This is a genomic window from Algoriphagus ratkowskyi, assembly GCF_002150505.1.
Lineage (GTDB): Bacteria > Bacteroidota > Bacteroidia > Cytophagales > Cyclobacteriaceae > Algoriphagus > Algoriphagus ratkowskyi.
This window is the reverse complement of sequence record NZ_MSSV01000011.1, coordinates 1-24,494: the sequence shown is the minus strand read 5'-3', so window position 1 is coordinate 24,494 and position 24,494 is coordinate 1. Positions and strand designations below refer to the sequence as shown.

The following is a 24,494-nucleotide window of genomic DNA, read 5'->3' as shown; positions in this document are numbered from 1 at the left end:
CACTAGATTTCACTCTGGGAATAATGTGTCTATTAAGTAAGCTTTTCACCAAAATCTGTTCAATACGAACATAATTTATGTTCTCAATTTAAATATGATTTTTCCTAACTCTATAATACAATAGAATGAATATCCTTCATTGAATTTCTCACAATAGCAGATAGTAGATCCCCTACTGAGAATTTGAATACTCTGTCCCAGGATTACATTGCTATAGTTATTTGAGCGTCTTTATATAGGCCAACAAGTCTGACACCTGCTCTTCCGAGAAATTATCTATCAGTCCTTTAGGCATAAATGAACGACCACCCAAATGACCTTCGAATCTAATTTCAGAAGCTTGAATAAACTGTTTGCTGCCCCCCATAAACCCAATGGTGGTACCTCTATCGTCTTTTTTGACTAGATATCCCTCAATATTACTTCCATCATTCTTGGTCACCCGATAGATAGAATAATTACTTTCCACAGCAGCATCAGGTTCAAGGATCGCAGTCAGCAAGGCTTCATTTTCACGTAAAGAAGATCCATCCAAAGCGGGTGCAAAATCAAACCCCTGGTCTCCTACGCCATGGCACATGAGGCAGGTCTGGAAAAGAGTTTTACCATTTTTGGGGTTTCCTTCTCCTTTCTCCGCTATGGCCATAAATGTCTGTAATCTTAATTCCAAACCACTTTTCTCCTCCTTGATTCTTTTCTTCACCTGCTCAAAAAGTTGTATCCCCTTTTCATCGGCTGTATTTGATTGGAATACTTTTTCTGCGCTTGAAAGATCAAATTCATTGGCAGAGATTAGCTCTTCTTTGAGTATCAGTTTTAAGAGCTTGCTACCTTCTTTAGAATTAGCCAATAGGTTGATGACCTTTTTCTTTTGCTCCAAATCCAGATTGGGTACCCAGTTAGCCAAAATTTTATTGGCTGCATTTAAATCTGCAATGGCAACAGTCTGAACAGCTGAAGCCCGTAACTCAACCTCCAATGTTTCCATCTGTGAAAGCTTGATGAACGTTTCTTTGTTTTCAGTAGGCTGGTTGTTAAGCGCGGACATGACCAATTTGATCATTTCAGAAGACGAATTAGCATCAACCAACGGCAACACCTCGTTTCTTAGGCCTAGGATTTTTAATTTACCAACGGCCTCTAATCCTAACATCTGTTTTGACACATCTGCGCTTTTTAGCAAATGCCTAATAGGTGCTTTCAATGCTTTTGTCAATTCCTCTGATTGTACTTTAGCTAGATTCTTTAAGGTGAGCGAAACATGTTCCACTGCCTTTTCCTCATTGCCTAAAATTGGTAATACTAGGTTCAATACGTTCTTGTTCCCCAGCATTTCAGCCACAAGCACGAATGTCACTTCGTCGAGATCCTTTAGGTTATTTTTCTTCCATAGATCTATGAATACTTGTTCCTTTTCAGCTTTTGGCAATGCTTGACTAGCCCATATCAAATTGGATGTTTCGTATTGTGCTGCAACAGGAGATCTGATGAAATTCAACAGCTCTTTTGGATAGTTCTCTAGTGCTTTTCTGGCAAGAAACCGTTCAAAATTTCTTTCGTATGCACCACCCATAGCATTTCCTTCCAATGGCGCCTTGCAGGCTCCGACTAGTATTCCAATAGTTTCTGCATTCGCAGTATTAACTGCTTCCAAGGTCCGCAGCACCTGAGATCGTACCATGGGATTGCTATCAGAGGATGGTTTTTTGAGTAAAGTTGCGAGTGCATTTGCATCTAGTGGAAATGACTGCAATGCACGAACAGCTTCTCTTCTAAGGTTATCTGATCGAGTATCCAATAAAGCCTTCATCAGATTCTGATCGTAATGCTTTATACCCTCCAGTGACCAAAGAGCCACTATTCTGGTGATTTCATCCTGAGCGCTATCGGAAGCGAGCGAGACAAGTTCTTTGGCAAGGCCACGGGTTTCTTCAATCGGACGATCAGAGATCTGGTGCCATGCGGCCCTTTTTGCCCATATAGATGGAGACTTCAAATAGGCTACAAGCTCACTTGTTATTACTTCATAAAAATTTGGAATAGCCCGAGACTTTTGAGATTTATGGCGAACTCTCCAGATACGTCCATGCGATTTATCTCGGTCTGGATGCGTGGTCCCTACTTCGTTATGGGAAACTATTTTATTGTACCAATCGGCAATGTATAAGCTACCATCAGGTCCAAACTCCATATTGACAGGTCTGAACCAATCGTCTTCTGAAGTCAAAAAGTCTGGTAAATGTTCGGCTGTCACGGTACCATCGCTGTTGCGTACGATTCTCACAGCGTTGATAGAACTGGTAATGGGATTTGCAATGAAGCCTACATCTTTCCATTCCTTGGGGAAACTTCCTTCCAGGTCATCTGCAAAAGCAAGTCCAGAGATACCAGTTCCTCCTATACGAAATTTATGTAACTCTGGCATCCAAGGTTGATAGGAACGAAGACGTTCACTACCTATTCCCGGAAAACCCGTCCCTATTTCCATGGGAACGATGGAATATCCCATGTCATTGGCTTCCATACCATACCACTGCCCATTTCCCCTAAGCTTATATCCCCAGATATTATTCAAACCGGAATTAACCAGTTCTATCTTCTTGGAGTCTAGTGAGAAACGAGCGATTTTACTGTAGTCTATTCGCACTTCAGCATCACTGACAAGCGAACTTACTTTTCCCTTATTTAAGGCTCCATGGCTAAAATGGATCCAATCACCAGGTCCACGAACCAGTGCATGTGCCATGGTATGTGTATCGGTGATTCCAAAACCAGTGAACAAAGGCGTCCGTTTGTCTGCCTTTCCATCGTTATCTGTATCCTCTAAGAAAAACAGTTCGGAACCTTGAGCAACATAACTTCCATTTTTGTATGGCAAAATACTTTGGGATATCGCAAGTCCATCTGCCCAAACTGTAGAGGTAACGCCATCTTTTCCATAAAGATCAGAAAGCACAACTATCTTGTCCGTCCCTTTAGTTTTACCACGATACAGATCAAAAATTCTTTTAAAACTTGGATCCTTTTCCTGAGCTTCAGGATCGTCCATTAGTTTTAATAAATCCTGCCAAGCGATATCGGCTACCGGATCCAAAGGATACATCTCAGCGGTTTGGGTCCACAATTTCCCAGCATCGTCAAAAGCCATGTGGATAGGATTAACCACTCCGTCTCTTTCACTGGCTACCAATTCTACTACAAAACCTTCAGGGACTTTAAAGCCTGCCAATTCCTTTTCAGGAGTAAACAGTTCCGTTCTGGCAGACTGGGTTTTACGGTTGTAATCAATGTATTCATTACCTGCAGCATCTCTTTCTGAGGTAGATGATTTTTCCTTACAGCTAAAACCGGCAAAGATTATTACGCTAAAGAATAAATAGAATGCTTTTTTCATTTGTAATGCTTAACTGTTCCGTTATTAATTCTTAAAGCTTGGTGATGGTAATGTGCTTAAATTCAATCTTGGCGTTTCCGCCACTGTGCAACTGAATACCAATGACACCATTTGATGGAATTTCAGAGTCCATTTCGAAATATTCAGTCGTTTTGACCCCATTGATATACAGTTCGTGCTTGTTTCCTATACACCTAATGATGTAACTGTTCCAGCCATCTTCGTTCAAAATATCGTTGAGCGTGCTGAGATCTCCGCCAATAAGCTTGGCCCTACGGTGCTCATCGTAGATATCTCCCCAATACCCCTTTCCTATATCAGCCTGATACCCGATGATAGTATTTCCTTCGATAAGGGATCGGTATTGAATACCGCTGTTGATCAGGCCAGTGCTGTGATCACCAGTTAAGCGGAAAAGAGCACGAAATTCAAAATCTTCAAAACTTTCAGTCGTACGCAAATAGGTGTTTGTCGGAATATTGATTGTTCCATCCCCACCCGTAATGACACTATCCTTTACTGACCAGAATTTTCCGTTTTCCGGATTTACCACTTCCCAACCTTGTAAGGAGGTGCCATCAAATAGCGAAGTCGTATGACTTTTACTTTGGGCGTAGCAACTCAAATTACCGATTAAAACAAAAACCAAAATCAAGGTGTAGGTTTTCAAGCTGCTCAGTTGCTCCTTTCGATTGGGTATTTCGTTGTGATTGTTCAGGTATTTATTTTGGTTACGGGTTCATTTTGTGAAAAGTACAATCAAATGAAAGTTCTGCTATACTAAAACAAGCCAAAAAAGTCCCAGACAGCTTTTGGGACATCCCAAAAGCTAAAACCCCCAATCAGATGCATGATCTAAGTGCATTCAATAACTTACAAAAAAATGATTGAGTTATTAATGCCGATAAGAATGTTTGTAGAGATTCCATCTCGCTAAATTTTAGGAACTTGTATTAAACTATACTTCCTAATGTAGCAATCAAGAAGAAACTTACCTATCATCGTGCGGCATGTCCTGTCAAGCTTAAGAAAAACAAAGGTTGCCAACTTTCAACGGGTGTTAATCCTCTAATAATTTAACATTTAAAGGATTGAATATAAAAACCGGAGAATTTTAAACAATAGCATGAAAACACTTCACTCAATAGTTGCTAAGCTAGAGCATACTTATTGATTTTAAAACAGGAAAAAAATACCTAAAAGCAATTCCAATTTTCTATAACTGCTTCTTATAATCGGTAGGGGTAATTTTGGTCACTTCTTTAAAGATCCTATAAAATGAAGTTTTGGAACTAAAGCCACATTGATTTGCTATGTAAATCATGGTATAGGCTTTGTTTTTGGGGTCATTCAACTCTTTTTTAAATTCTTCGACTCGCAACTCGTTTACAAATTCCGAAAAGCTTTTCCCTTCTCCAGCTAGAAATAACTGTTCAATGTTATCTGAATCTATCCCCATAGATTCAGCGCATATTTTTGCATTATATTTTTGGTTCAAAAATACTTTATCAGCTATTATTTGATCTTTTAATTCTTCTAATTTGATTCGATCCGTATCGGAAATTTCTTTTTTGGGCCTATTCCGAATCTGAAAAAATATCAGCACAGAGCTTATTAAAATAATTACAAAAATCACCCCTGCTAGTCTAGCAACTTCCTGCCACCATGGGTTATTAAAAAAAACAATTTCATCTACCATGATATGTCCCCATGAGCCAGAATGATGATCTACAATTTCTATGGTAGCCATTTCTCCCTTAAAGCTGCTTACATCCCATTCCTTAAGCCTCAAATTCCCATCATCGTCTCCGGTAGCTGAACGAGCCACCTTCCCATCAATTAAAAGGTTAATACATGTCTCACCTTCATGACTTCCCCCTCCTATCAAAAATTGTATTTTATCATACTCTATCTTAAATGGTTTAGAAACAAGTTTTCCTTGTCTGGCATCCTGTTTATCACCAAAACTAAAAGCATAATAATTTCCTTTGTAGCCGTTTGCTGATAAAGGACAATAAACTTTTGTTCTGCTATTCGGCTCCGAGAAAGCTTCACCAATTACTTGCCAGTTATTGAATGTTCCACTTTCAAAATCTTCAAAGACCGTAATCCGATCTACTTTTTTATCTGTTAAAAGAAGGTGATCAACCAACACCCTGTTGTCATACCCATTTTCTGAATCAGGAGCCAAGGCATCCACTATTTCCAAATAGGCTTCCTTTCCCAGATATTTTTCAATATCCCAAACAACCTCTCTAAGTATTAAATCATCTTTCCCAGTAGCCGTTCTTACTATGGTATTATCGATGATTAGATTGACGCTGGATCTAGTTTCGTGCTGATGTCCAGCAATTAAGAAACTTAAAAATTTTCTATTGATAGTAAAACGGTTAGAAATCAGCTTCCCAACTCCTCTAAATGATCCCGAATCTATAAATACAGAATATGCAAAATACTTACCGTGTACATTAAAATTTTTCTCTGGTATAGAGTCAATATTTATAGGAGCATTGAAGGCCGTGCCCTGAATCTCCCATTTATTGAGATAGCTGCCATCTTCAAAATCCTCCAAAACAATATCCGGGTTATCCTTTGGAAGACAGGAATAGAAAAAGAAAAATATAAATGCTAAAAATCCATTTCCAAAATATAATCTCTCTGATCGCATCCTGAGTAAAATATAATCCTGTTTATTTTGTAAGTGTAAAGCAACAAATCAGCTTGATTGCAAGAATAATGTTCGCGAGCTGAAAAAGGAAGGCCTTTACGTGATTGGATCCGAATGTCAGCTACTAGTTGTACAATTTACCATCAAAGCACAATGGTTCTTGAAGGACGAATGTAATCAACCTGTTTCATTCCCCTCCAAAGGGAGAGGTTTTTAATGAAGAATATCTTTCCTGTCTACTTTAAAATGTAATCGCATAGTTCCTCCCTTCCTTAAGTAAAAAAATAACTTTTCCTGTTTTGCTGTCCAGTTGATATGGGATTTCCTTTTGATCATTTAGATCTCTTAAAACTGGTTTATCTCCTCCAAGATCACTTACCTGTATCGTACTGCTCACAGTATCGCTACCAAAATAATGAACGTAAGAAACTGCCTTTTGTCCTACCGGGTAAATATGAGCATACTGTTCTTGTTCTGTTTCTCGCAGGACAATTACCCCATTTCCTCCTACATAAATTGGTGCCTTATTAAGGTCAAAGTCAGTAAGGGTCAAATAGGTTGCTCCTTCATACCTTTCCCCTGTTTCAAAGTCAAACCATATTCCTTTTGGTAAATATACAAGGTGGTCTCTCTGGTCAGTTGATAGCTTGGGAGCAGCTAAAACTGATTCTCCAATCATCCATTGATAAGCTTTCAAATCATAAACAGCGCTATCCTCAGGGTAGATTAGAGGTAGCGGGGTTAACGTATACGGGAAACCTGACTGAAAACTTTTCATTGCTGCGCTGTACAGGTATGGCCCCAAGCTGTAGTGAAAATCAATAGCCTTCTTTAAAGTTAATTTTTCCTTTAGTGGCCAAGTTTCAGGATATGCTCCCACCGCCATTCCAGCAGTTAAAGAGAGTAACCATGCGTGGCTTATATTCGCTTGTAGTTGACTTAGATTATGCATGTTATAAACCCCTGCAACATCCGAATACACATTTGGAAAACCTGAAAATGCATATTGAAAGTAGTTTATGGGAATTCTAGAATTTCTCTCACCAACTGAGGTATCATTAATCCTGAGTAAAGTACCAGGAGCGACAAACTCTCCGTTTCGAGCCATCACCAGTCCTCCTCCCTCACTTATATTTTTGAAAGGATGATTAAATATTCCAGTTAATGAATCAAGATCCATCATGGTATCTTCCTTGATACCATCCACATCCCATTTCCTGTAATGATTAAAATACCATTCAGCTGCCTCCAAATTTTCACCATTCAACAAATAGCTGGGTACAATTGGGAAGATGGATGAGGTAAACTGAAGAGTTTTACCATCCTTATCCTTTACGAAAAATCCTTGCTCAACACCAAAATCTGATAATTCATTGCCATAAAATGAATCAACCTTTAAATTCTTATCTCGCTTAGCAGTAGATGGATAATAAGGCCCGCCAGAGGGGATAAAATTTGTTCTCTGCCCTATCATCCAGCTTATATCCTTACCATGTAGCCACTGCCTAAGTACATCAGGTGTAGGGAATTTTTCTCCCCATTTACCAAAACTGGTTGTCGTACCGCCTTTATCCCAAAATCCAGAGCCAGTTACTGCCCATCTGATTGGATAGCCGGCCTCAAGGAACTTTGACAATATATTCTTGATACTTTCCTCATTGGTATTCCAGCCCAAGGCATCCCAAGACTCCCATCCCAGTTCAAAAAGCCTCGATTTGGGTAGTACATCTTCAAATCCATTTGCCTCTCTAACAACTTTGTATTTACCATAGATTTCATACATATCTCCAACAAAAAAATAAAAGCTGGACGAACCTTTTCCTTCCACATTCAAAGAATAATTTTCCTTTGATAAGGTCACTGATTTTTTTCCAGGTGTAAAGAGAACACCAGCAAAATTGTTTTTAGGAAACAAAGCGAATGAGCTCATCCACCTATTAGAACCCCCATTATTGATTAAGTCGTACGATTTCTCTACCTCGCCTATTAAATTGAGTTCTTTATTCCATCCTCCAGCATCACCTAAGCCAAAGGCATAGTCCATGCCTCCAAATCTTACAGAAGTTTTATGCAGTTGATTGCTTTGAGAATCTATAGCTACTAAAACTACACCTGCTTCAAATTTAATGGTCACATGTGCATGTTCTTTATTTGCGAAGGCAACTTCCAACAAAACTTCTTTGAGGCTACTGTTGATGATTTTGGCAGAACTGGCCTCATAATCATTGAACAACAGAGCTGATTCACTATGTGCGGGAACCAAAACATCACCATTGTTTTTTAAAAGCTCTAATCTAAGCGGTTCTAAATCTATCCGTAAATGATAATTACCATCGCTCAATGTAATTTGTTGTGCCTGAAGGCTTAGTGACATCAACACAACTAAAAGGAGGACAATAAATCCTGACCGTGTGCACATAAATTTCATTGCTTAAAAAGGTATTTTTACTGATCAAATTATATAGAAGAGGTAATAGATTGAGAAACTTTTAGGTCTTCAATCTTAGAATAAATCTACTTCACCTCTTACTTAGTTAATCTTATCGTTCATGTAACAGGGATACTGGTGTAATTACAATAATTATAACTCATTAGAATGGTCTATATCCACACACTCACTTCCTTTAGAGTGGTCAAAACCGAACTGTTTTTTATTATTAAACCTAATTCAGTTCTAAAGTCCTTTCATATATCCATGTCTTTCTAGAAAATCCTCTGAATCTTGAAGCATTTGAAAATAGGTCGCGGAGTAGCCTTTGCGATACAAAAAGATAGGATGTGCCGCTCCTTGGTACATTTTCAATTCCCCGTCAATTCCAAAATTTTGAAGGGCATTCATGTATTCCTCCGCTTTACGTTCAGACAAATAGGGATCTTCTGTACCTAAAAGTATCAAAGTAGGCGGTGTATCTACATTGACATTATGCAAAGGAGATATCTCTTTATACCTAGTTTTCATCTCAGTAGACCCATACCCATCCGGACCATTATCCAAAACTGGATAGTATAGCAGATTAAGGTTTGATTTGGAGCTTATTGTATGATCTTCATTAGACTCTTCAAAACGGGCAATTGTACCTGTAGCGGCCGCTAAATGACCTCCCGCTGAGGCTCCAGCTGCAGCGATTCTATCCGGGTCAATCCCATACTTATCGGCATTTGCCCTAATCCATCGGATGGCTGATTTGGCATCACTTACACTCTCAAAAACAGTTGTGCCATTATCAAACTCTGTTCTATAGTCAGCGGTAATTGCAACTATGCCTTTGGAAGCGAAATATGCAGCTTCTCTATAAAACTGTAGTGCTGTTCCCACCTTCCAGCCCCCACCAAAGAAGTAAACAATACATGCTCTTTTTTCATTTTTGAACTCCTTCGAATTTTCAAAAATATGCAGTTTTAATGTCTCCCTATCTGTGTTTTTATAGCTTACTATTTTAGGATTAAATGCTTCAGAAGGCTTGTCTAGCACTTTTTGGAGTTTTTCAAACCATACGCCCGCCATTTTTTTCGCACCACTATCATTTGGATGTACCATGTCCGCAATAGTATCCTCTTGCCAGTCGAATTTTCTTGACTGATCTACTAAGTAGATCCCATCGTATGACTTCCGCAACTCAGATACCAGTTGTTCAAGTCCGCTATTCAATTCAGGTATATAAGAATACTTGGGCAGCTTACCGCTTTCTACCACGGTGGCAAGCAAAATTCTGGCGTCAGGATTTATAAGCTTGATTTTCTCTACGATACTTTTTTGCGCAGCAATAATTCCCTCTATGGGCTTCTCTTCTGCAAAATGATTGTGACCAGCATGCAGCAACACGATGTCTGCTGGATATTTGGAATATATACTGTCAATATTTTCCCCTAAAAACTCAGCATTTTTCCCACTATATCCTGCATGAGCAATTCCTCCAATACTTGTTTGAGCTTGATTTGGTCCAATAAACTCAACCTGATATCCCGCCACAAATAGCTTCTCCCAAAGTGGATATAAATAGGAAGAAAAGTCCTTTCCTCCCTCAGTAATAGAGTCTCCAAGTCCTAGTAAGGTATAGTTCTTTTGCTGTCCAACTTGTACTTTCTGTGCCATAGAATATAGAGAAACTAGCAATAGTACAGATACGATCAAAGCTAGCCTGAGTACATATTTACTAGCACTAAAGTGATGTATCATTGAGCATTTTAGATTATTTCCTGATCTCCAACTTATGAGTTTGATTGCATTAAATCCTTCAATTCTCAACAGTCAACTTAGCCACTTTTTCCATAAAACCATATCCATACTTAACAGTAAGCTCATCGCCGGATTTCACCGCAAGGCTCTTTGCTCCTGATTCCACGCTTCCTTTAGTAATCTTAAATTTGCCAATATAAACATCAGAATAAGGAGACTCCTCCACCAATTCCACCCAGATATCTTGTCCATTACTATTGCTAAGTAATAGGTTGACAGGCTCTTTTTTGGTAGGGTCAAAATTCAATGATGCTTTAAGTTTGATAATCAACTCATCGCTTTGCTGCTCCATAGTAATGGAAGTATAGTAATTTGCCATATAGCCCATACTCGTATTGAAAGCGGTATTAAACTGAACCCAACCTTCTGTCCAACCCAGATCTCCAACTTCTGGATGGTTTGGGTAATGGAAGGATTTCGGAGAACCATCGAAGACAAACTTTACTTCATCGAGCAGCCCAATTCCTCCCTTGTGAAAGCTATACCAACCAAGCTCCACTCCTTCTATTTCGGCAGGTCCTCTAAATGAAAAATGCCTTCCTGTAGGATTTCTGCCAAAGGAATTGTCAAAGTGAGACCAAGCTAATATCTCCAAAGAATGCTTTATTTCTTGATCTTCCAGGACTGACATCGCCGAAAACAAAGCCGCTGGAAGACCTAATACATTACCTGTCTCATTCCAACTTGGAGGTGTCCATTCATCCTCACTAAACTTTCTAAAGTCCCAATAATTATTAGATCTTGAAATTGCAACTTTTGCCCAGTCTGCCACTTTCGATTTTAATCCCGAAGGTGATTTTTCAGGATATTCAGAGAAGAAGAACGCAAAGGCTCTCATCGTAATATGCTCAGACATGCGTTGCCCTTTTGTAGTCATCGGATCATTCCAATCCAGATTTTTGATCATCCAGTCCAACTGATTGAATGCTGCATCAAAGTACTTCTGAGCTTCAGGGTCACCCTTACTTTTCGCTGCTTCAAACATGATCAAATTTGGAATCACAGAATGCCCAGGAGGAAGCTCTCCTTTGGTGGTGCCCAACTTTGTTTTAAGTGCCAGTAAATTATGGCTTGGACTCAAATCATATTTAGTAGTAGAGTATTCTTCTACCGTCTCTTTTTCCCAGGTTTGTTGCAAATAGGCATATACCACATCAAAATTCTGCTGAGGTAGCCACTGCTTCAAATAAGGCCAAGCATATAGAAAGTAAGCCAACTCCGCCTTTTGCATTTCATGCTCTAGTTTATGGGAGATTTTCACATCTGCATCCCAGTGGATCAACTGTACAATATCTGGGGTATTTGCAGCATACGGTTCCAAGGCGCCCCAGGCACCTTCATATTCTTCAGAAAATGAATCGTTAGGAACATAGTGAATAGTTTGCTCCATTCTTTCAAAAGCGGCAGGATTGGAAAGGTAAAGGGATACCAAACTCTGCTGGGCCCAATTAAAAAAATCACCGTCCCTCCATGCCCATGATAGAGACCTAATTGCATCGGTAGTACCAAGGTAATGTCTGGAACCTATCATGAAGTCTACCATATTTCGATAGCTCACCCGCTCCATCCAATTCACTCCAATGCGAAAAGGAAATGACTCTTCCTCCGCCACCACAATCGCGTAATCATCTAATGATAAGGGATTGAAATCAGAGAAGTCCCCAACGTGATTAGTCAGCTTCCCCTTGAAAACAACCTGTCCTGTGGACTGATCGACTACATTAAAATCAGCATCAGCCGCTAAGCTAGGTGCTGAAAAACGTTTTGGTCTATTGAGATTATACCCACTTTGATTGACCAAAATCTTCTTGACATCCATCGCAGTACTATCCACATACTCTTGACCATAGATGGCCAATTCGGTGATGGCTAATTCCTTATTCGTTGTTGCAAAAAATCGAATACGATCCGAAAGCACAGGCTTTGTTAATTCTAAGGATATTTCCTTTTGATCATTTCCCTTGACCTCTTGCACGTTTTGCCATGTTCCATTGTGCATGATCTGAAGCTTAAACTCAGGCAAAATGACTGAACTAGCAGCCAAGGTCAGATCGATTCTCAAAATTTCAGTTGCACCAGGCAACCGCACCATTAGCCAACTGAATTCATCTTCGGAATCACTTTTCCAGCTACTCGATGGATCAGTTTTTCCATCAATTGCTTTTTCTGGATTGAATCCTTCTTGGGAAGAACTTGCACTTGCAGTACCCGTCAGCGACAGGTTATTTTGCTGTGCATGTACTATGCTTATGGAACTTAACCAAAGAGCAAAAACGATTAGTTTGATGTAAGTATATTTCATTCTCTCTTATCTGTTTTCTTGTATCGTATACGTTTTCCCTGGCTTAATCTCAAAGAAATAACCCTTCATTGCTTCATCCCAAGCTAATTCACTGGGAGCAATTCCAGCTTCGGTGATGCTATAGGATTTTCCTGCACCACTTGGTGTTTTTATCAGGGCCTGAGATTCTCCATCAGGAAAAGTGAATTCATAATCCTTTCCCTTGAAATTTAAAGGGAAATAATAAAGGTAGATTTTGTCATTCTTGCGAAGTACGATGCAATCATTTCCTCCTATAAATAATGGGAATTTATCATCTGGGAAATTGTAATCAGCATAGGTTTTTTCACCTTCCAATACTTCTCCCGATTCCCAATCCATCCACTTTCCTGCTGGTAAATAAAGATCTCTAGACTGTGCTGTAGCATAATCATTTCCAAAAACGGGAGTAGCCAACAAGGACTCTCCAATCATCCAGCTGTATTGACGTTTGGTCGAATCGGCTAGGTAAAAAGTGTTTTCATCCTGCGGAAAAGCCAATGGAAGTGGTGTCATCGCGTAAGGAAAACCAGTTTCAAATCCCCTGATCACTTCATTATATATATAGGGTACAAGCTGAACGTGCATGTCCACGGCTTTTTTCACTGAAGCTTCATAGGTTGCATTTTGCATGTGCCAAGGGCCAAAACCCAGAGACATTACAGGCATTACTGCTGCAAGCATTGCATTTCTAACAAAATATCGCTTCTGATCTTCCGTCAAGGGATTCGTCAAATACTTCCCTGCAACAATATCTGGATAGATATTCCCAACTCCGCTGTAGGCATAACTAAGCGCATTAATAGGCGTTCGATCCTGATCAAAACCATACTTGGTATCCTCCATTCGAAGGATATCACCGGGAACTCCAAAGGCAGAATTTCTAATCATGACCATTTGGCCTTTATCCATAAAAGCCGCGTTAACAGGATTCTGCTTCCCATCATTATTCAACAATACACCATCTTGAAGCATGAGATCTTCCTTGATACCATCTACTCCCCATTTGTCAAAATTGGAAACAAACCATTCTACGGCTTCAGGCATCTCCGTATTGAGTAAATAGGTTTTTCCCGAAGGAAAATTGACATCAAAAACCTCAGTTGACCCAGATTCATTTTTGATGAAATATCCCTTATCCATTGCCTCTAAGACAAATGAACCATCATTTGTAGGATTATAATTGCCTCCATCTTCTAGCAATGCTTTAAAATTGATTCTACTTCCCAACAGAAGTTTAATTCCTCTTTCCTTGAAGAATCCCTTCAGTTCCTGGACATTCGGATATCTTGGATTGGGCAGACCATCGTTCCTTCCAGCTTCAGGAAGACTGTCCCAAATCCCAAAGGAAGTGGTCGTACCTTCAGTTGGTTTCTTACGTTCTCCTTTCCAAAAACCACTGCCTACAACCGCCCATTTTAAGGGATAGCCTTTTACCAAATAAGTAGAAATATCCTCCTGAACGGAAGACTGATAGGTATTCCAACCTAGGGAACCAAATGCTTCGTAGCCAATTTCAAAAAAATCAAATTTTGGCTTCTTACTTCCATAGCCCTCAAGTTTTCTTACTTCATTATAGCTTTGATACAGCTGCTTAGGCTCTCCAAAAAAGTAATATGCGTTAAGCTTGGGAGCGCCACTCACCCCCATTTTGTTTTCTACAGAGTCTATCGCGATTCTTTTTTCACCTTTGTCAAATATCACCTGAGCAATTCCCTTGGATGGAAAAATGGCAAATGTGGATATAAACCGATAATGATTCCAGTTGTAGCTTTCCGTTTTATCATTCATAAAATGATCGTTTCTAAAGCCAAACAAGTCTGTCTTCCCCTCATATCCTCCATGATCTCCTAAGCCATAAACTGGCGACATGCTCGCTGTACGAATTTCCATCACCAATTCGGAATCTTCTTGCGCTGCCCAAATTTCTATATGTAGCTGATCTGCTTCTAATACCATTCGGAAATTAGCCGCAAGGCCTTCCGAATTTCTCAGTTTTCCGCGAAGTTCATTTCCACTTAACTCATAGCTTTCTACTTGTGCTGAGGAAGGCGAAATGTCTTTATCAGTAAAAAGAATTCCAGAAATAGCATGTGCAGGAAGGATTTCCTTTCCCAAATTATCCACTACAGCAAATGTAGAATTCGCCTTGCTCAGTTGGAGTGTGATCGAGTTCGATTCAACTCGAATCAAATCTCCCTCAGATGATTGCCCATCACAGGAGCTAAAAAGCAGGATTATTGGAAAAAAGAGTAAATAAACAAATGACTTAATTTCTAGAAATAACGATCTCATTGCAACTCTATTTTCAATACTGACATGCCGAATCCTTCAATCGCTACATTCCATTTCCCTTCTTTTTCCACCTTCTTGATAGATTTCCCATTGGCATCCAAAACCTGAATGGATTTTACATCAGAGGCTATTCCAGCTTCTTTCAAATCCAACATGATCGTACCTTCTTGCTGTTGATAATATTGGTTCAATAGGATAATATGAAGAGTTTTTCCATCCTCCGATTCTGCAACGATATGCTCCAAAGACGGATTACTAACTGTTAGGCCTTTTGTTAAAATCCTCAGATCTGCCCTTTCACCAAACACTTTCCCAGGAGCGAAACCATAACTTTGATGAGGCCCAACTTTCGGCGTGATAAATCCGCGAGGGAATACGATATTTTGATTGGAGCGCACTTCCACCTCAGCCATCAGGTAATCCGTAATCCACCCGATCTGCCACCAAGCATGATGAGGGAAAGGGCCCGAACCAGCATCCATGACTTTCCAATAGTATGAAGCAACACTCGTTTCTTTATTTACAAAGGCATCACGTCCAATAGCTGCTGAACGTGCCATATCTGCAAAAATCTGCTCTCCCGTCAATTCATACATCCGGATAAACATCCCTGCATGACTTGCCAATAAAATAGGGCCATGACCATTTGCCGAACCAATCGCTCCTCCATGCTCGAAACTCAAGCCTGCCTGTGCGATTTCCCAATCTTGCAGTGATTTCCCGTTTACAGATTTTACAGTTTGTGTAGGAATGGGATGAGTATAGACATGTGTTGTATAAATCTTTGCTGTCGCAATCGCCGCATCTTTATAGGCCTCGTCTTGGGTTAGATCATAAAGATCTAAAAATGCCTGTGCGCTTTGCCCAGTTGCAAAATCAGGCATGTAGCGTACATCTCCACATACGCCTAAAAAGCTTCCATTTTCAACGCCATTTGCAATAAACCAATTAGCTCCTTTTATAGCTGCATCAAGATATTTTTGATCGCCCAATAACTTGTAGGCTACCAGCAATCCATAAAAAGTCGGTCTGAAATCCTTCACTTCTTCAAAGATCTCCGATTCGTCTCTCTCATAGGCAGCAACCCAACTGCCATCAGCCTTCTGCCAGTCCACCAATAGATCGGCACCATACCTCAAGCGTTGCTGCAGCTCAGCATTATCAGGTTCAAAAAGCAAGATATTTCCCACATCAAGCATGATGTAATACATCAAACCAATTGGCTCGACCATCTGCCCCCACTCTTCTACAAATTTCTTCGATTTGTAAAGGTAATATTGACCAATCGCCGCTCCCTTGAAAAAGCCGTCGGTGGTTTGTTGTTGTTTCAGTTTAAAATTCAGAGCATATGGAAGTATTTGCTGATTGATTTGCTGGTTTTTAGTGCTTTTTGCAAGCATCCACATAGCTCCATAATCAGCATTCTTCATGGCGTCCTTATCAGACCCTACCACCCCTCCTAGATAGGATTGTGCTCCGATTTCCTTCCCATCAAATTCCTCAGTACGCCATAAAGATGTTTCTGGATCCATGAGGTAGTCATGCATCTCTTCCACTCTATTACTCAAAGACTGTTTGTTTTTTCTGAGGTTCAATCCAGCTTCAAAGTCATAAACATCATAAACCGCATGATTTAGCATAGCAAACCAATCCACCGTGTCAATGCTTACCCGAAATCCATAATTCATGGTATCCCCAGGCTTCATTTCGCTATTTACCTCTCCCAAAACAGGATAGTAAATGGATGGTGACAATTGCGCATTTCTGTTCATATGCGAAAGTCCAATTTGCCATTTGGAATGTGTGTTCTCATCGGCTTCCCATGGATCTCTATCCAATCCCGGATCAGGAATGACTGCAATTGTAAAGCCCTTTGCTGAGGTAATCATAGGACTCAATGTACTCGCAGTATTTTCGCTAAACACGATAGGTCGAGCAGGAACCCCATTCCCATAAGCATAGGACAGCGGAATGTTTTCTTCTAATTTTTTCCCATGAAAATATCCTGGAACGGTAGCCCATTGCAATTCTGATTCAGGAATGGTAAGCAGTGTGGGACTAGCCAGAGAATAATATCCCTTCAGCGTTGACTTCATTTCTTGCCGAATAGAAATATCCGTAGAATTCCCAGAAGCTAGTGTCCAAACACTCGTGATCTTACCTCTATCCGTAGTCTTTGTAAATCGAATACTTGAATCATTCAGCTTTTCAGCTTTGTCAGGATAAAATCTCAATTCCTCCCCAGCAGTATTCATATTCACAGGAGACGTTCTTTCTTTCCAGGTGGATATGATGTACTTATATTCTTCTCCTGGAAATGGCTTGCCTGTACTCGTAAGGAATTCCTCCTGAGGTTCATCCCCTGGTTTCTCATCAGCATAAAGCAGCATATACTCTCCAGAGGTATGTTCTATTGCCTGCCAAAATTCCCCATTCCTAATGGATAGGTTGGAGATCTCCCAACCCTTGGCAGATTCGGTCCATTCGATCTGAATTCGCTGATTTGATAGTGCAACCTTTTGCTGAGCGTATAGCTGTCCAGAAATCAGTAGGAAAAGGCTATAGAGAAGAAATTTAGGGTTCATTATTAGTTAATTTATATGTGTATCTGCCTTTGCCTTTAACCTGACAAATGCTTGATAGGGCATGTAAAACTTAAGAATTGAGACCATATCGGTCACCCGTCTTCGGTCTTCCTGCCAGCAAACCTAAGAAAGTAAGTCTACTGGCAACTCTTCGCTATTCATATAAAATTTCAATTAAGAATTTTACTTACAGATCAGTCCGAATAATGCAGCAGGAACGCTCTCACTTGGGTGATCCAATTCGATAATCAGTTCCTTGGTACTGACAGCTTGCTCAAATGAAATGATATTAATCGTTTGATGATTAGCTTCCTGGGTATGCAATAGCTTACCATTCCCATCCTTAATTCTGTAAGATTTAACACAGAAAGGAATCTCAGATTCAGGATGGCCCATCAATGTAGACTCCATCGGGTGATCAAAATCAGTATCAAAAAACAAGGTCACTTCTTTTATTGACTTGATCGAGCTCCAGCTAAGTTTTAGTTGAGGATTTTTGTCTTCAATAGATGCAACCCAGGCATTAGGTTTTACCGTTGGTCTGAATATTCCATTCCTTAAGTTGTCCTTTCCAAAGGCCTTCAGAGGATCATTTAATTCAAAGGCAAGATTGTAACCATTTGGCCTTCTTTCCGGAACCCAGAAATCAAACTCGTCAATCCCAATTCCCGGAGGAGGAGATTGAATACTACTAGTCGCAACTGACTTATTGAATTTATTGAAAATCGAAAGTACTCCCGTCAAGCGTGTTGAAGAGCATTTTACTTCCAATTCATCATTTTGCATTAGACATAAAGCCACATATTGTGTTGTGTCGCTTTTAAAATCAAAGTTAATCTGGTAGGAATGTTCCCCTTCGTTGACATCTATTTCCTTTCGCTCCACCAATTCATCTAAGGTATAATTACCAAGGATCTGACTCTTTCTAATTTCAAGCTTCAGCGTAGATTTCTGCTTCGACTTGATAATCAACTTCACTGAAAGCTGTTGTCCTTCTGATACAGGAAGCAACTGAGCCATAGAGAATTCCAACGATTTCCATGGTCCATCAGCTGCAAGTGAACTCAATTCAAGTTCACTGGAAACTTGGATTTCAGCATCTTGTAGAAAGTTGTTTTCTAACCCTAAACTCAATTTAGGAATGTATTGTCCCGATTGAATCAAGAGCGTTTGTAGCGCTTTCATAGGTTCACTGGCAAGCAGGTCAGATGGAAGCAAATTCCTTTCTTTGCAAAGCTTGGCAGCCATTGCAATAGCTTGACCATTGTGAGCACAGGTAGCCATCACTCGTGTAGAACCGAATGCGACATGGCTAGCACTAATCAATCTTCCGCCCAAAAACAGATTTTTGATGTTTCTGCTATACATCGTTCGGAAAGGGATCTGATAGACACCTTTGGAATGCCATTGAGTACATCCAGGTTTGTCACTGAACACCCCGTCTGCAGGGTGAAGATCTAGCGCCCATCCACCAAAAGAAACAGCATCAAAATGCTCTCGCTGCTCTACCACATCCTTTTGATGCATGATGTAATCTCCTTCAAATCTTCGGCTTTCTCTTTTACCAGGAATAGTGCCCACCCACTCTAGAGTCAGGTTTTCTACATTAGGATATTGACCAGAGTTTTTGACATGATCCCAAATTCCATAGATAATCCGCCATAGCTCCCATTTGATATCTTCACTGTTGTGTATGGTATCCGTACGTCCACCATATTCTACCCACCAAAGTCTGCAGCCATCTTCCCGAAGGTTAAAGGTTTTGAATCTTGGCAATTTTGATAATTCTGTATTGGCATATGCCGGAGCTATATAGCGAACAGGCTTGCCTGTGTCTTTGCTATAGAAATAAAGGGAATGTCCCAAAAGCTCTCCATACTTGTGATCAGGGGCAAATTGCTCATCAAATTCCTCCTTTGATTCAGCTCCCATTCTAAAGGCAGCACCGGATAAAAATCCAAGTATCCCGTCTCCCGATGCATCCATAAATAAGGGCGCAGACAGGATATATTCAGTGGAGTTTTGGCTACAAAAGGCTTTGACAAAGTCAATTTGATCCTCACCTCTTTTCTCCAACTCGTACACACTGGTATTCAATAAAAGCTTGATATTGTCCTCCAAATACACTTTTTCTATCAAGATGGTATCCAAAATAATCGGATTACCTTCTGGATTTCTGTACATATTTTCGACCATCAACTCATCGATAACTCCTCCTTCTCGAGCCCAGCGATTATTGTTACCCATATGCGAGGTCGCACCAAGTACCCAAAGTCGGATTTCCGAGGAAGCATTTCCTCCGAGCACAGGTCGATCTTGAACCAAAGTAACTTTCAAACCTTCTCTTGCGGCAGTAATTGCGGCACATGTGCCAGCCATTCCCCCACCCACAATCACCAAATCTGAAGCTAGCGTTATCGAATGAGATTTTCTCTTTCCGCTTTCAATACCTTCTAGTATCATAGTATGCATAAATGAATTATTTCTCTTTTTGAAGTTTAAAAGACTGTGTGGCATACCGATAGAGCAAGCCTCCTAATCCGGTGATCACTACACCAAGGATCATTAAGTAAATGGCAGCTTGATCCGCCCAAAATGTAAGAATCAGGAATAAAGCGCCGATGGTAGCCATCGCTATTGAAAGCACTTTGATCCCATACAAATTCTGTATCTCTCCGCTTGAAATTGAGGCTTCATCGATTACCTCTTCGATGGCGTAAGAATTGGGATCTCTGGCGTTCTCTTTTCCAATTAATTCATATGCCAAAAGCATTAGGAAAGGAAGTCCCACTCCCAGTATCATTTCTTCGCTTCTATCTAGAGAAAAACCGAGGAGCGTTGGAGACAAAAATTTAAAAAACAGGTTGACCGATAAACTTATGATCGTCACACCAAGAATTGAAGTGCCATTTTGCTTTTTTGAGAATAAGGCCCAAATAGCAGGACCATAAAGTGCCCCACCGGTCACAGCACCTATACTCAAAACTACCTCTACTATTCCTCCAGCAAGAGGTACCAAAAATGCGACTCCGATAGTCAAAATACCAAATACTAGTGTAGACAATCGTGCAAAACGCATCAGACTTTTATCCGATACTTTTGGTTTCAGGGGCTTGTAAATATCATTTGTAAGAACTGCAGCGGCCAAATTCAATGAGGTGTTTACAGAACTGGCAGTGGCGAAAATCATCCCTCCGATCATCAGTCCAAGCATTCCAACCGGAAGCACTTCCTTACAGATCATGAGGTAGGCTCCTTCAGCCTCTAATCCCTGTAATGAAGGATTTATTACTTTGTAAATCATTGGTGGCAACATCCATATAATCGGACTTACCAAGTATAAAGCGCCAAATAAATAGCCAACTTTACTTGCTGATTTCTTGTTTTTGGTACTGGTGTAGCGCTGCACATAGGCCCAGTTTCCGCCTATAAATACTAAGTTGTACGCACAGAATGCTATTATAAATAGCGGAGTATACTCCCCATTAAATACATTAAAAAAGGTTTCAGGAGCAGTTTCTGCGAAAGTGGCTAGTCCACCTACTTTATCTATTGATAAAGGCAATACAATCAATACTGCAGCTGTAAGTATCACGAACTGTAGCACATCTGTCACCACCACTGCCCATAGACCTCCTACCGCGGTATAGACCATGATGATTCCTCCTAAAAGAAGAATAGAATAGTAGATATCAAAACCAGTAGAAACGTTGACGATTTTGGCAACAGGATATAGAAAAGCACCTGTATAGCCTAGAGACAAAAACAAAAAGAGGTAGGTGTAATATTTTTGGACTTTCTGCCCAAAGCGTTTGGTCAAGTACTCTGCTACTGTTAATGCATTGGTTCCTCGCCACTTGGGTGCTATAAAATACCCAATCAAAAATCCAGCTAGACACATAGCCATCTGTATAGTGATCGCTACAAGCCCATACTCATAAGCAATTGATCCCCAGACCACAAAAGTACCTGCGGAGAAAAAACTCATGAACAGCGAAAGACCGTTTATTCCCCAAGGAACGGCTCCTCCAGCAGCGAAGAAAGACTTCATATCTCCTCCCTGTTTTCCAAAGGATAAACCCACAACCATGATGATCAGGGTAAAGAGAATAATGGTAGTGTAATCGAGGTAATCCATACTAAAATGAGCAAACTTATTAAGGCTTGCTGAGAGTTTGTTTATTGATATGCTATCGATGTAGCACTGAACTGAAAATTACCCGTAGTGTAAAATTCACTAGTACACTACGGGTAAAAGAATCTCTATTGCCAATCAGGATTTTGCTCCAAAAGCGGATTTGCATTTACTTCATCCAAAGGAATAGGGAAATAACGGTGCTTCGGTTCTGGTTTCCTTACAGGGAAAATAGAATTAACCGCGGTTGGAATAACTGTTAAAAATTTCCCAGTCCTAGTTAAGTCATACCATCTATCGGCTTCACCAAATAACTCCCAAGATCTCTCCTGAATTACTGCATTAATGAATTCTTCTTTACCTAATCCAGATTTAAGATCATCCAAACCAGCTCTATTTCTAACCTTATCTATAAAACCATAAGCTTTACTGGATGATCCATTCAACTTAGCTTCTGCTTCTGCAGCTATCAAATAGACATCTGCCATTCTGATTATCGGGAGGTTAATAGCATAACTGTTACCGTTAGAATTCGGATCTTTAAATTTGCCTACTAAGACACCGTCTGTAGTTACTGGAGTGATCTTTTCCTGAGGTACAACTACGCCACTTTTATTGATGTATGAAGTAGCTAGGAGATTTCTTCTCTGATCCTTTGGATCAAATGAATCGTAGAAAGACTGATAAGCAAAGGCAGATCCATACGAACTGTTGCCATATTCAGGTCCTGAGCTACTTGCAGGTCCATATAAGGAAGGTACTTGAGTTCCTCTACCAGGCACCGCAGAAATACTCTCGTAAGACCAAATGTTTTCGGCACGAGCCTCTGTCTCTTTATCCACATCAAATACATCCTCTACAGAATCCAATAGGCGATAAGTTCCAGAATTAATAACAGCCTCTGCCATATCTAATGAAGTCTGAAATTCACCACCATACAAAGCAGCTTTTGCATAAAGAGCCATAGCGGCCTCTTTGGACGGTCTTCCAAATTGAGGTGTCTGTGTAGCATATGAAGTTAAATTCATAACTGCTAGATCTAAATCTTCGAAAATCTGACCATATACTTCAGCCACAGAACTTTTTGCATTATAAGCATCAAGTTCACTTTTACTTGGAGCAGTTTTAATCACCACATCACCAAAGTTCTTGGTAAGCATCCATAGATAGAAAGCTCTCAGGAAATACGCTTCCCCCAAAATTGAGCTCTTCCTAGTTTGATCCATTACAATAGTTGGAACTTTATCAAGAATCCAGTTTGCTCGTTCTATACCCGCATAGCATGAGGTCCATGTTTGAAAAGGAGATTCGAAAGTTCTACCAAAACTTTTTTGAGAAGAGTAATTTTGGTCGTAAGTAAACAAGGTATAAGTATCTCTAGCCACAACAGGTCGTGGATAAATCTGATCTGTACCAAAATCTGAAGAATGCGTAGCCGCATTGTACAAATCAGCCATGGGATCATATGCAGCTATTAAAGCCGTTTCGGCATCGCCGGCAGTTTGGAAGAAGTTATCTGTAGTAATACTAGAATAAACATCTTCCTGAAGCTCACAGGATGTTAATCCGAAAGCGAGCCAAATGACACAAAGTATTGAAAGTAAATTTTTCATTTAGTAATTTTTTTTGGGAGTTAGAAAGATATCTGGACACCAACCAAGTATGATTTAGCAACAGGGTAAACCAAGTTGTCAATTCCTATAGCTGTGTTAGATCCACCATAAGAGTTGACCTCAGGATCATATCCTGTATAATTTGTGCTAGTCAGCAAATTATTACTACTCAGGTAAACCCGAATCTTCTGGAATCCTTTGACATCTGTCAAAGTATAGCCTAACGAGATATTCTTTAGTCTAATATAGGTACCATCTTCCAAGAAGCGATCTGAAATCGGCAGTCTTCCGCCTTGAAAACCAGACACATACTCCTGAGAAGGATTTGTAGGAGACCATCTGTCAGCAAGACCTGCAAGAACATTTCTGTTACCCAAAGGATTTTCAAGAGTATATCTACTCACATTATAAATATCATTACCCACAGAACCTGAAATGAAAAAATTCAGATCAAAACCCTTATAGCTAAGGTTATTAGATATTCCAAAAACATAGTCAGGATTAGGGTTTCCCGTAATTACCTGGTCAGCGTTAGATATCATTCCGTCCTCGTTGACATCTTTTACTTTGGTACCTCCAGTTCTACTTCCAGAGCCTGGAAGAATCTCTTCTCCTGTTTGATAAATGCCATCAAAAACAAATGTCTTAAATACACCTAAGGGTTGACCTACAGAAACTACACTGTAAGAGTTGACGAATGCTTCATTGACATCACCATCAAGTCCAAGCACTTTATTTCTATTAAATGAAATATTTGCGTTGACATTCCAGTTTAGCGCCTTATTGATTACAACCGCAGACAAGGACATTTCCAAACCTTTGTTTTGTAGTTCAGCAAAATTACCTACGATAGAACCATAGCCTGAACTCTGTGGCAATATTTTAGTGTAAAGTAGATCTTCAGTTCTCTTTATATAATAGTCAGCTACGAAGTTGAATCTATCATCAAGAAAACTTAAATCAATACCAAAATTTGTCTGAAAAGAACGTTCCCATTTCAAATCAGGGTTTGCAATTCCATTAGGAGCCAAACCTGTTGCATACAAATTGCCCAAGTTATAGGAAGATCCAGAGCCAATGGTTGCCAAAGATTGGTAAGGTGAAATAGCCCCTGCATTACCTGTCAAACCATAAGATCCTCGAATCTTAAAATCAGAAATTGCACTGATATTCTTGAAGAAGTCTTCTTCAGACACTCTCCAGGCAGCGGAAACTGCTGGAAAAAATCCATACTTGTTATTTTGTGG

Annotated in this window: 11 protein-coding genes and 1 pseudogene; all 12 read right to left on the bottom strand. The window is 40.0% G+C overall.

What is annotated here, in order from left to right; all coding sequences use genetic code 11:
- Nucleotides 1–217: 217 nt before the first annotated feature.
- Nucleotides 218–3,394: a DUF7133 domain-containing protein gene (locus BVH02_RS12505; RefSeq protein ID WP_086501790.1), complete on the bottom strand. Its 3,177-nt coding sequence runs from the start codon at nucleotides 3,392–3,394 to the stop codon at nucleotides 218–220.
- Nucleotides 3,395–3,425: 31 nt separating this feature from the next.
- On the bottom strand, nucleotides 3,426–4,064 hold the full coding sequence (locus BVH02_RS12500; protein ID WP_223271742.1) for a 3-keto-disaccharide hydrolase: 639 nt from the start codon (nucleotides 4,062–4,064) through the stop codon (nucleotides 3,426–3,428).
- Between the two features lie 546 nt (nucleotides 4,065–4,610).
- Nucleotides 4,611–6,062, bottom strand: a complete 1,452-nt coding sequence (locus tag BVH02_RS12495; protein ID WP_086501788.1) for a helix-turn-helix domain-containing protein — start codon at nucleotides 6,060–6,062, stop codon at nucleotides 4,611–4,613.
- Nucleotides 6,063–6,303: 241 nt separating this feature from the next.
- Nucleotides 6,304–8,436 carry a TIM-barrel domain-containing protein gene (locus BVH02_RS12490; protein WP_158093887.1) on the bottom strand — a complete coding sequence of 711 codons (2,133 nt, stop codon included), beginning with the start codon at nucleotides 8,434–8,436 and terminating at the stop codon, nucleotides 6,304–6,306.
- Nucleotides 8,437–8,736: 300 nt separating this feature from the next.
- Nucleotides 8,737–10,239, bottom strand: coding sequence for an alpha/beta hydrolase fold domain-containing protein (locus tag BVH02_RS12485; RefSeq protein ID WP_086501959.1), 1,503 nt, complete (start codon nucleotides 10,237–10,239; stop codon nucleotides 8,737–8,739).
- Between the two features lie 58 nt (nucleotides 10,240–10,297).
- A complete protein-coding gene (locus BVH02_RS12480; protein WP_086501786.1) occupies nucleotides 10,298–12,601 on the bottom strand; it encodes a discoidin domain-containing protein in 2,304 nt (767 codons plus the stop codon).
- Nucleotides 12,602–12,607: 6 nt separating this feature from the next.
- Nucleotides 12,608–14,914, bottom strand: a complete 2,307-nt coding sequence (locus BVH02_RS12475) for a TIM-barrel domain-containing protein (protein WP_086501785.1) — start codon at nucleotides 14,912–14,914, stop codon at nucleotides 12,608–12,610.
- On the bottom strand, nucleotides 14,911–17,499 hold the full coding sequence (locus tag BVH02_RS12470) for a beta-L-arabinofuranosidase domain-containing protein (RefSeq protein ID WP_086501784.1): 2,589 nt from the start codon (nucleotides 17,497–17,499) through the stop codon (nucleotides 14,911–14,913). The genes BVH02_RS12475 and BVH02_RS12470 overlap by 4 nt, the downstream gene beginning before the upstream one ends.
- Before the next feature lie 183 nt (nucleotides 17,500–17,682).
- Nucleotides 17,683–19,971 carry an FAD-dependent oxidoreductase gene (locus BVH02_RS12465; RefSeq protein ID WP_317045429.1) on the bottom strand — a complete coding sequence of 763 codons (2,289 nt, stop codon included), beginning with the start codon at nucleotides 19,969–19,971 and terminating at the stop codon, nucleotides 17,683–17,685.
- A 7-nt stretch (nucleotides 19,972–19,978) separates the two neighbouring features.
- Nucleotides 19,979–21,637, bottom strand: a complete 1,659-nt coding sequence (locus BVH02_RS12460; protein ID WP_086501783.1) for a sodium:solute symporter family protein — start codon at nucleotides 21,635–21,637, stop codon at nucleotides 19,979–19,981.
- A gap of 125 nt (nucleotides 21,638–21,762) precedes the next feature.
- The gene (locus tag BVH02_RS12455; RefSeq protein ID WP_086501782.1) at nucleotides 21,763–23,247 is read right to left on the bottom strand and encodes a RagB/SusD family nutrient uptake outer membrane protein; all 1,485 of its coding nucleotides are present in this window, start codon (nucleotides 23,245–23,247) and stop codon (nucleotides 21,763–21,765) included.
- Nucleotides 23,248–23,267: 20 nt separating this feature from the next.
- Nucleotides 23,268–24,494, bottom strand: a pseudogene (locus tag BVH02_RS12450) (SusC/RagA family TonB-linked outer membrane protein); the annotation flags it as partial.

Excerpts from the sequence above, each read along its gene's own strand:
- BVH02_RS12455 (WP_086501782.1), bottom strand. The coding sequence starts at position 23,247 with ATGAAAAATTTACTTTCAATACTTTGTGTCATTTGGCTCGCTTTCGGA.
- BVH02_RS12485 (WP_086501959.1), bottom strand. The coding sequence starts at position 10,239 with ATGATACATCACTTTAGTGCTAGTAAATATGTACTCAGGCTAGCTTTG.
- BVH02_RS12495 (WP_086501788.1), bottom strand. The coding sequence starts at position 6,062 with ATGCGATCAGAGAGATTATATTTTGGAAATGGATTTTTAGCATTTATA.
- BVH02_RS12460 (WP_086501783.1), bottom strand. The coding sequence starts at position 21,637 with ATGGATTACCTCGATTACACTACCATTATTCTCTTTACCCTGATCATC.
- BVH02_RS12470 (WP_086501784.1), bottom strand. The coding sequence starts at position 17,499 with ATGAACCCTAAATTTCTTCTCTATAGCCTTTTCCTACTGATTTCTGGA.
- BVH02_RS12490 (WP_158093887.1), bottom strand. The coding sequence starts at position 8,436 with ATGTCACTAAGCCTTCAGGCACAACAAATTACATTGAGCGATGGTAAT.
- BVH02_RS12505 (WP_086501790.1), bottom strand. The coding sequence starts at position 3,394 with ATGAAAAAAGCATTCTATTTATTCTTTAGCGTAATAATCTTTGCCGGT.
- BVH02_RS12480 (WP_086501786.1), bottom strand. The coding sequence starts at position 12,601 with ATGAAATATACTTACATCAAACTAATCGTTTTTGCTCTTTGGTTAAGT.
- BVH02_RS12475 (WP_086501785.1), bottom strand. The coding sequence starts at position 14,914 with ATGAGATCGTTATTTCTAGAAATTAAGTCATTTGTTTATTTACTCTTT.
- BVH02_RS12465 (WP_317045429.1), bottom strand. The coding sequence starts at position 19,971 with ATGCATACTATGATACTAGAAGGTATTGAAAGCGGAAAGAGAAAATCT.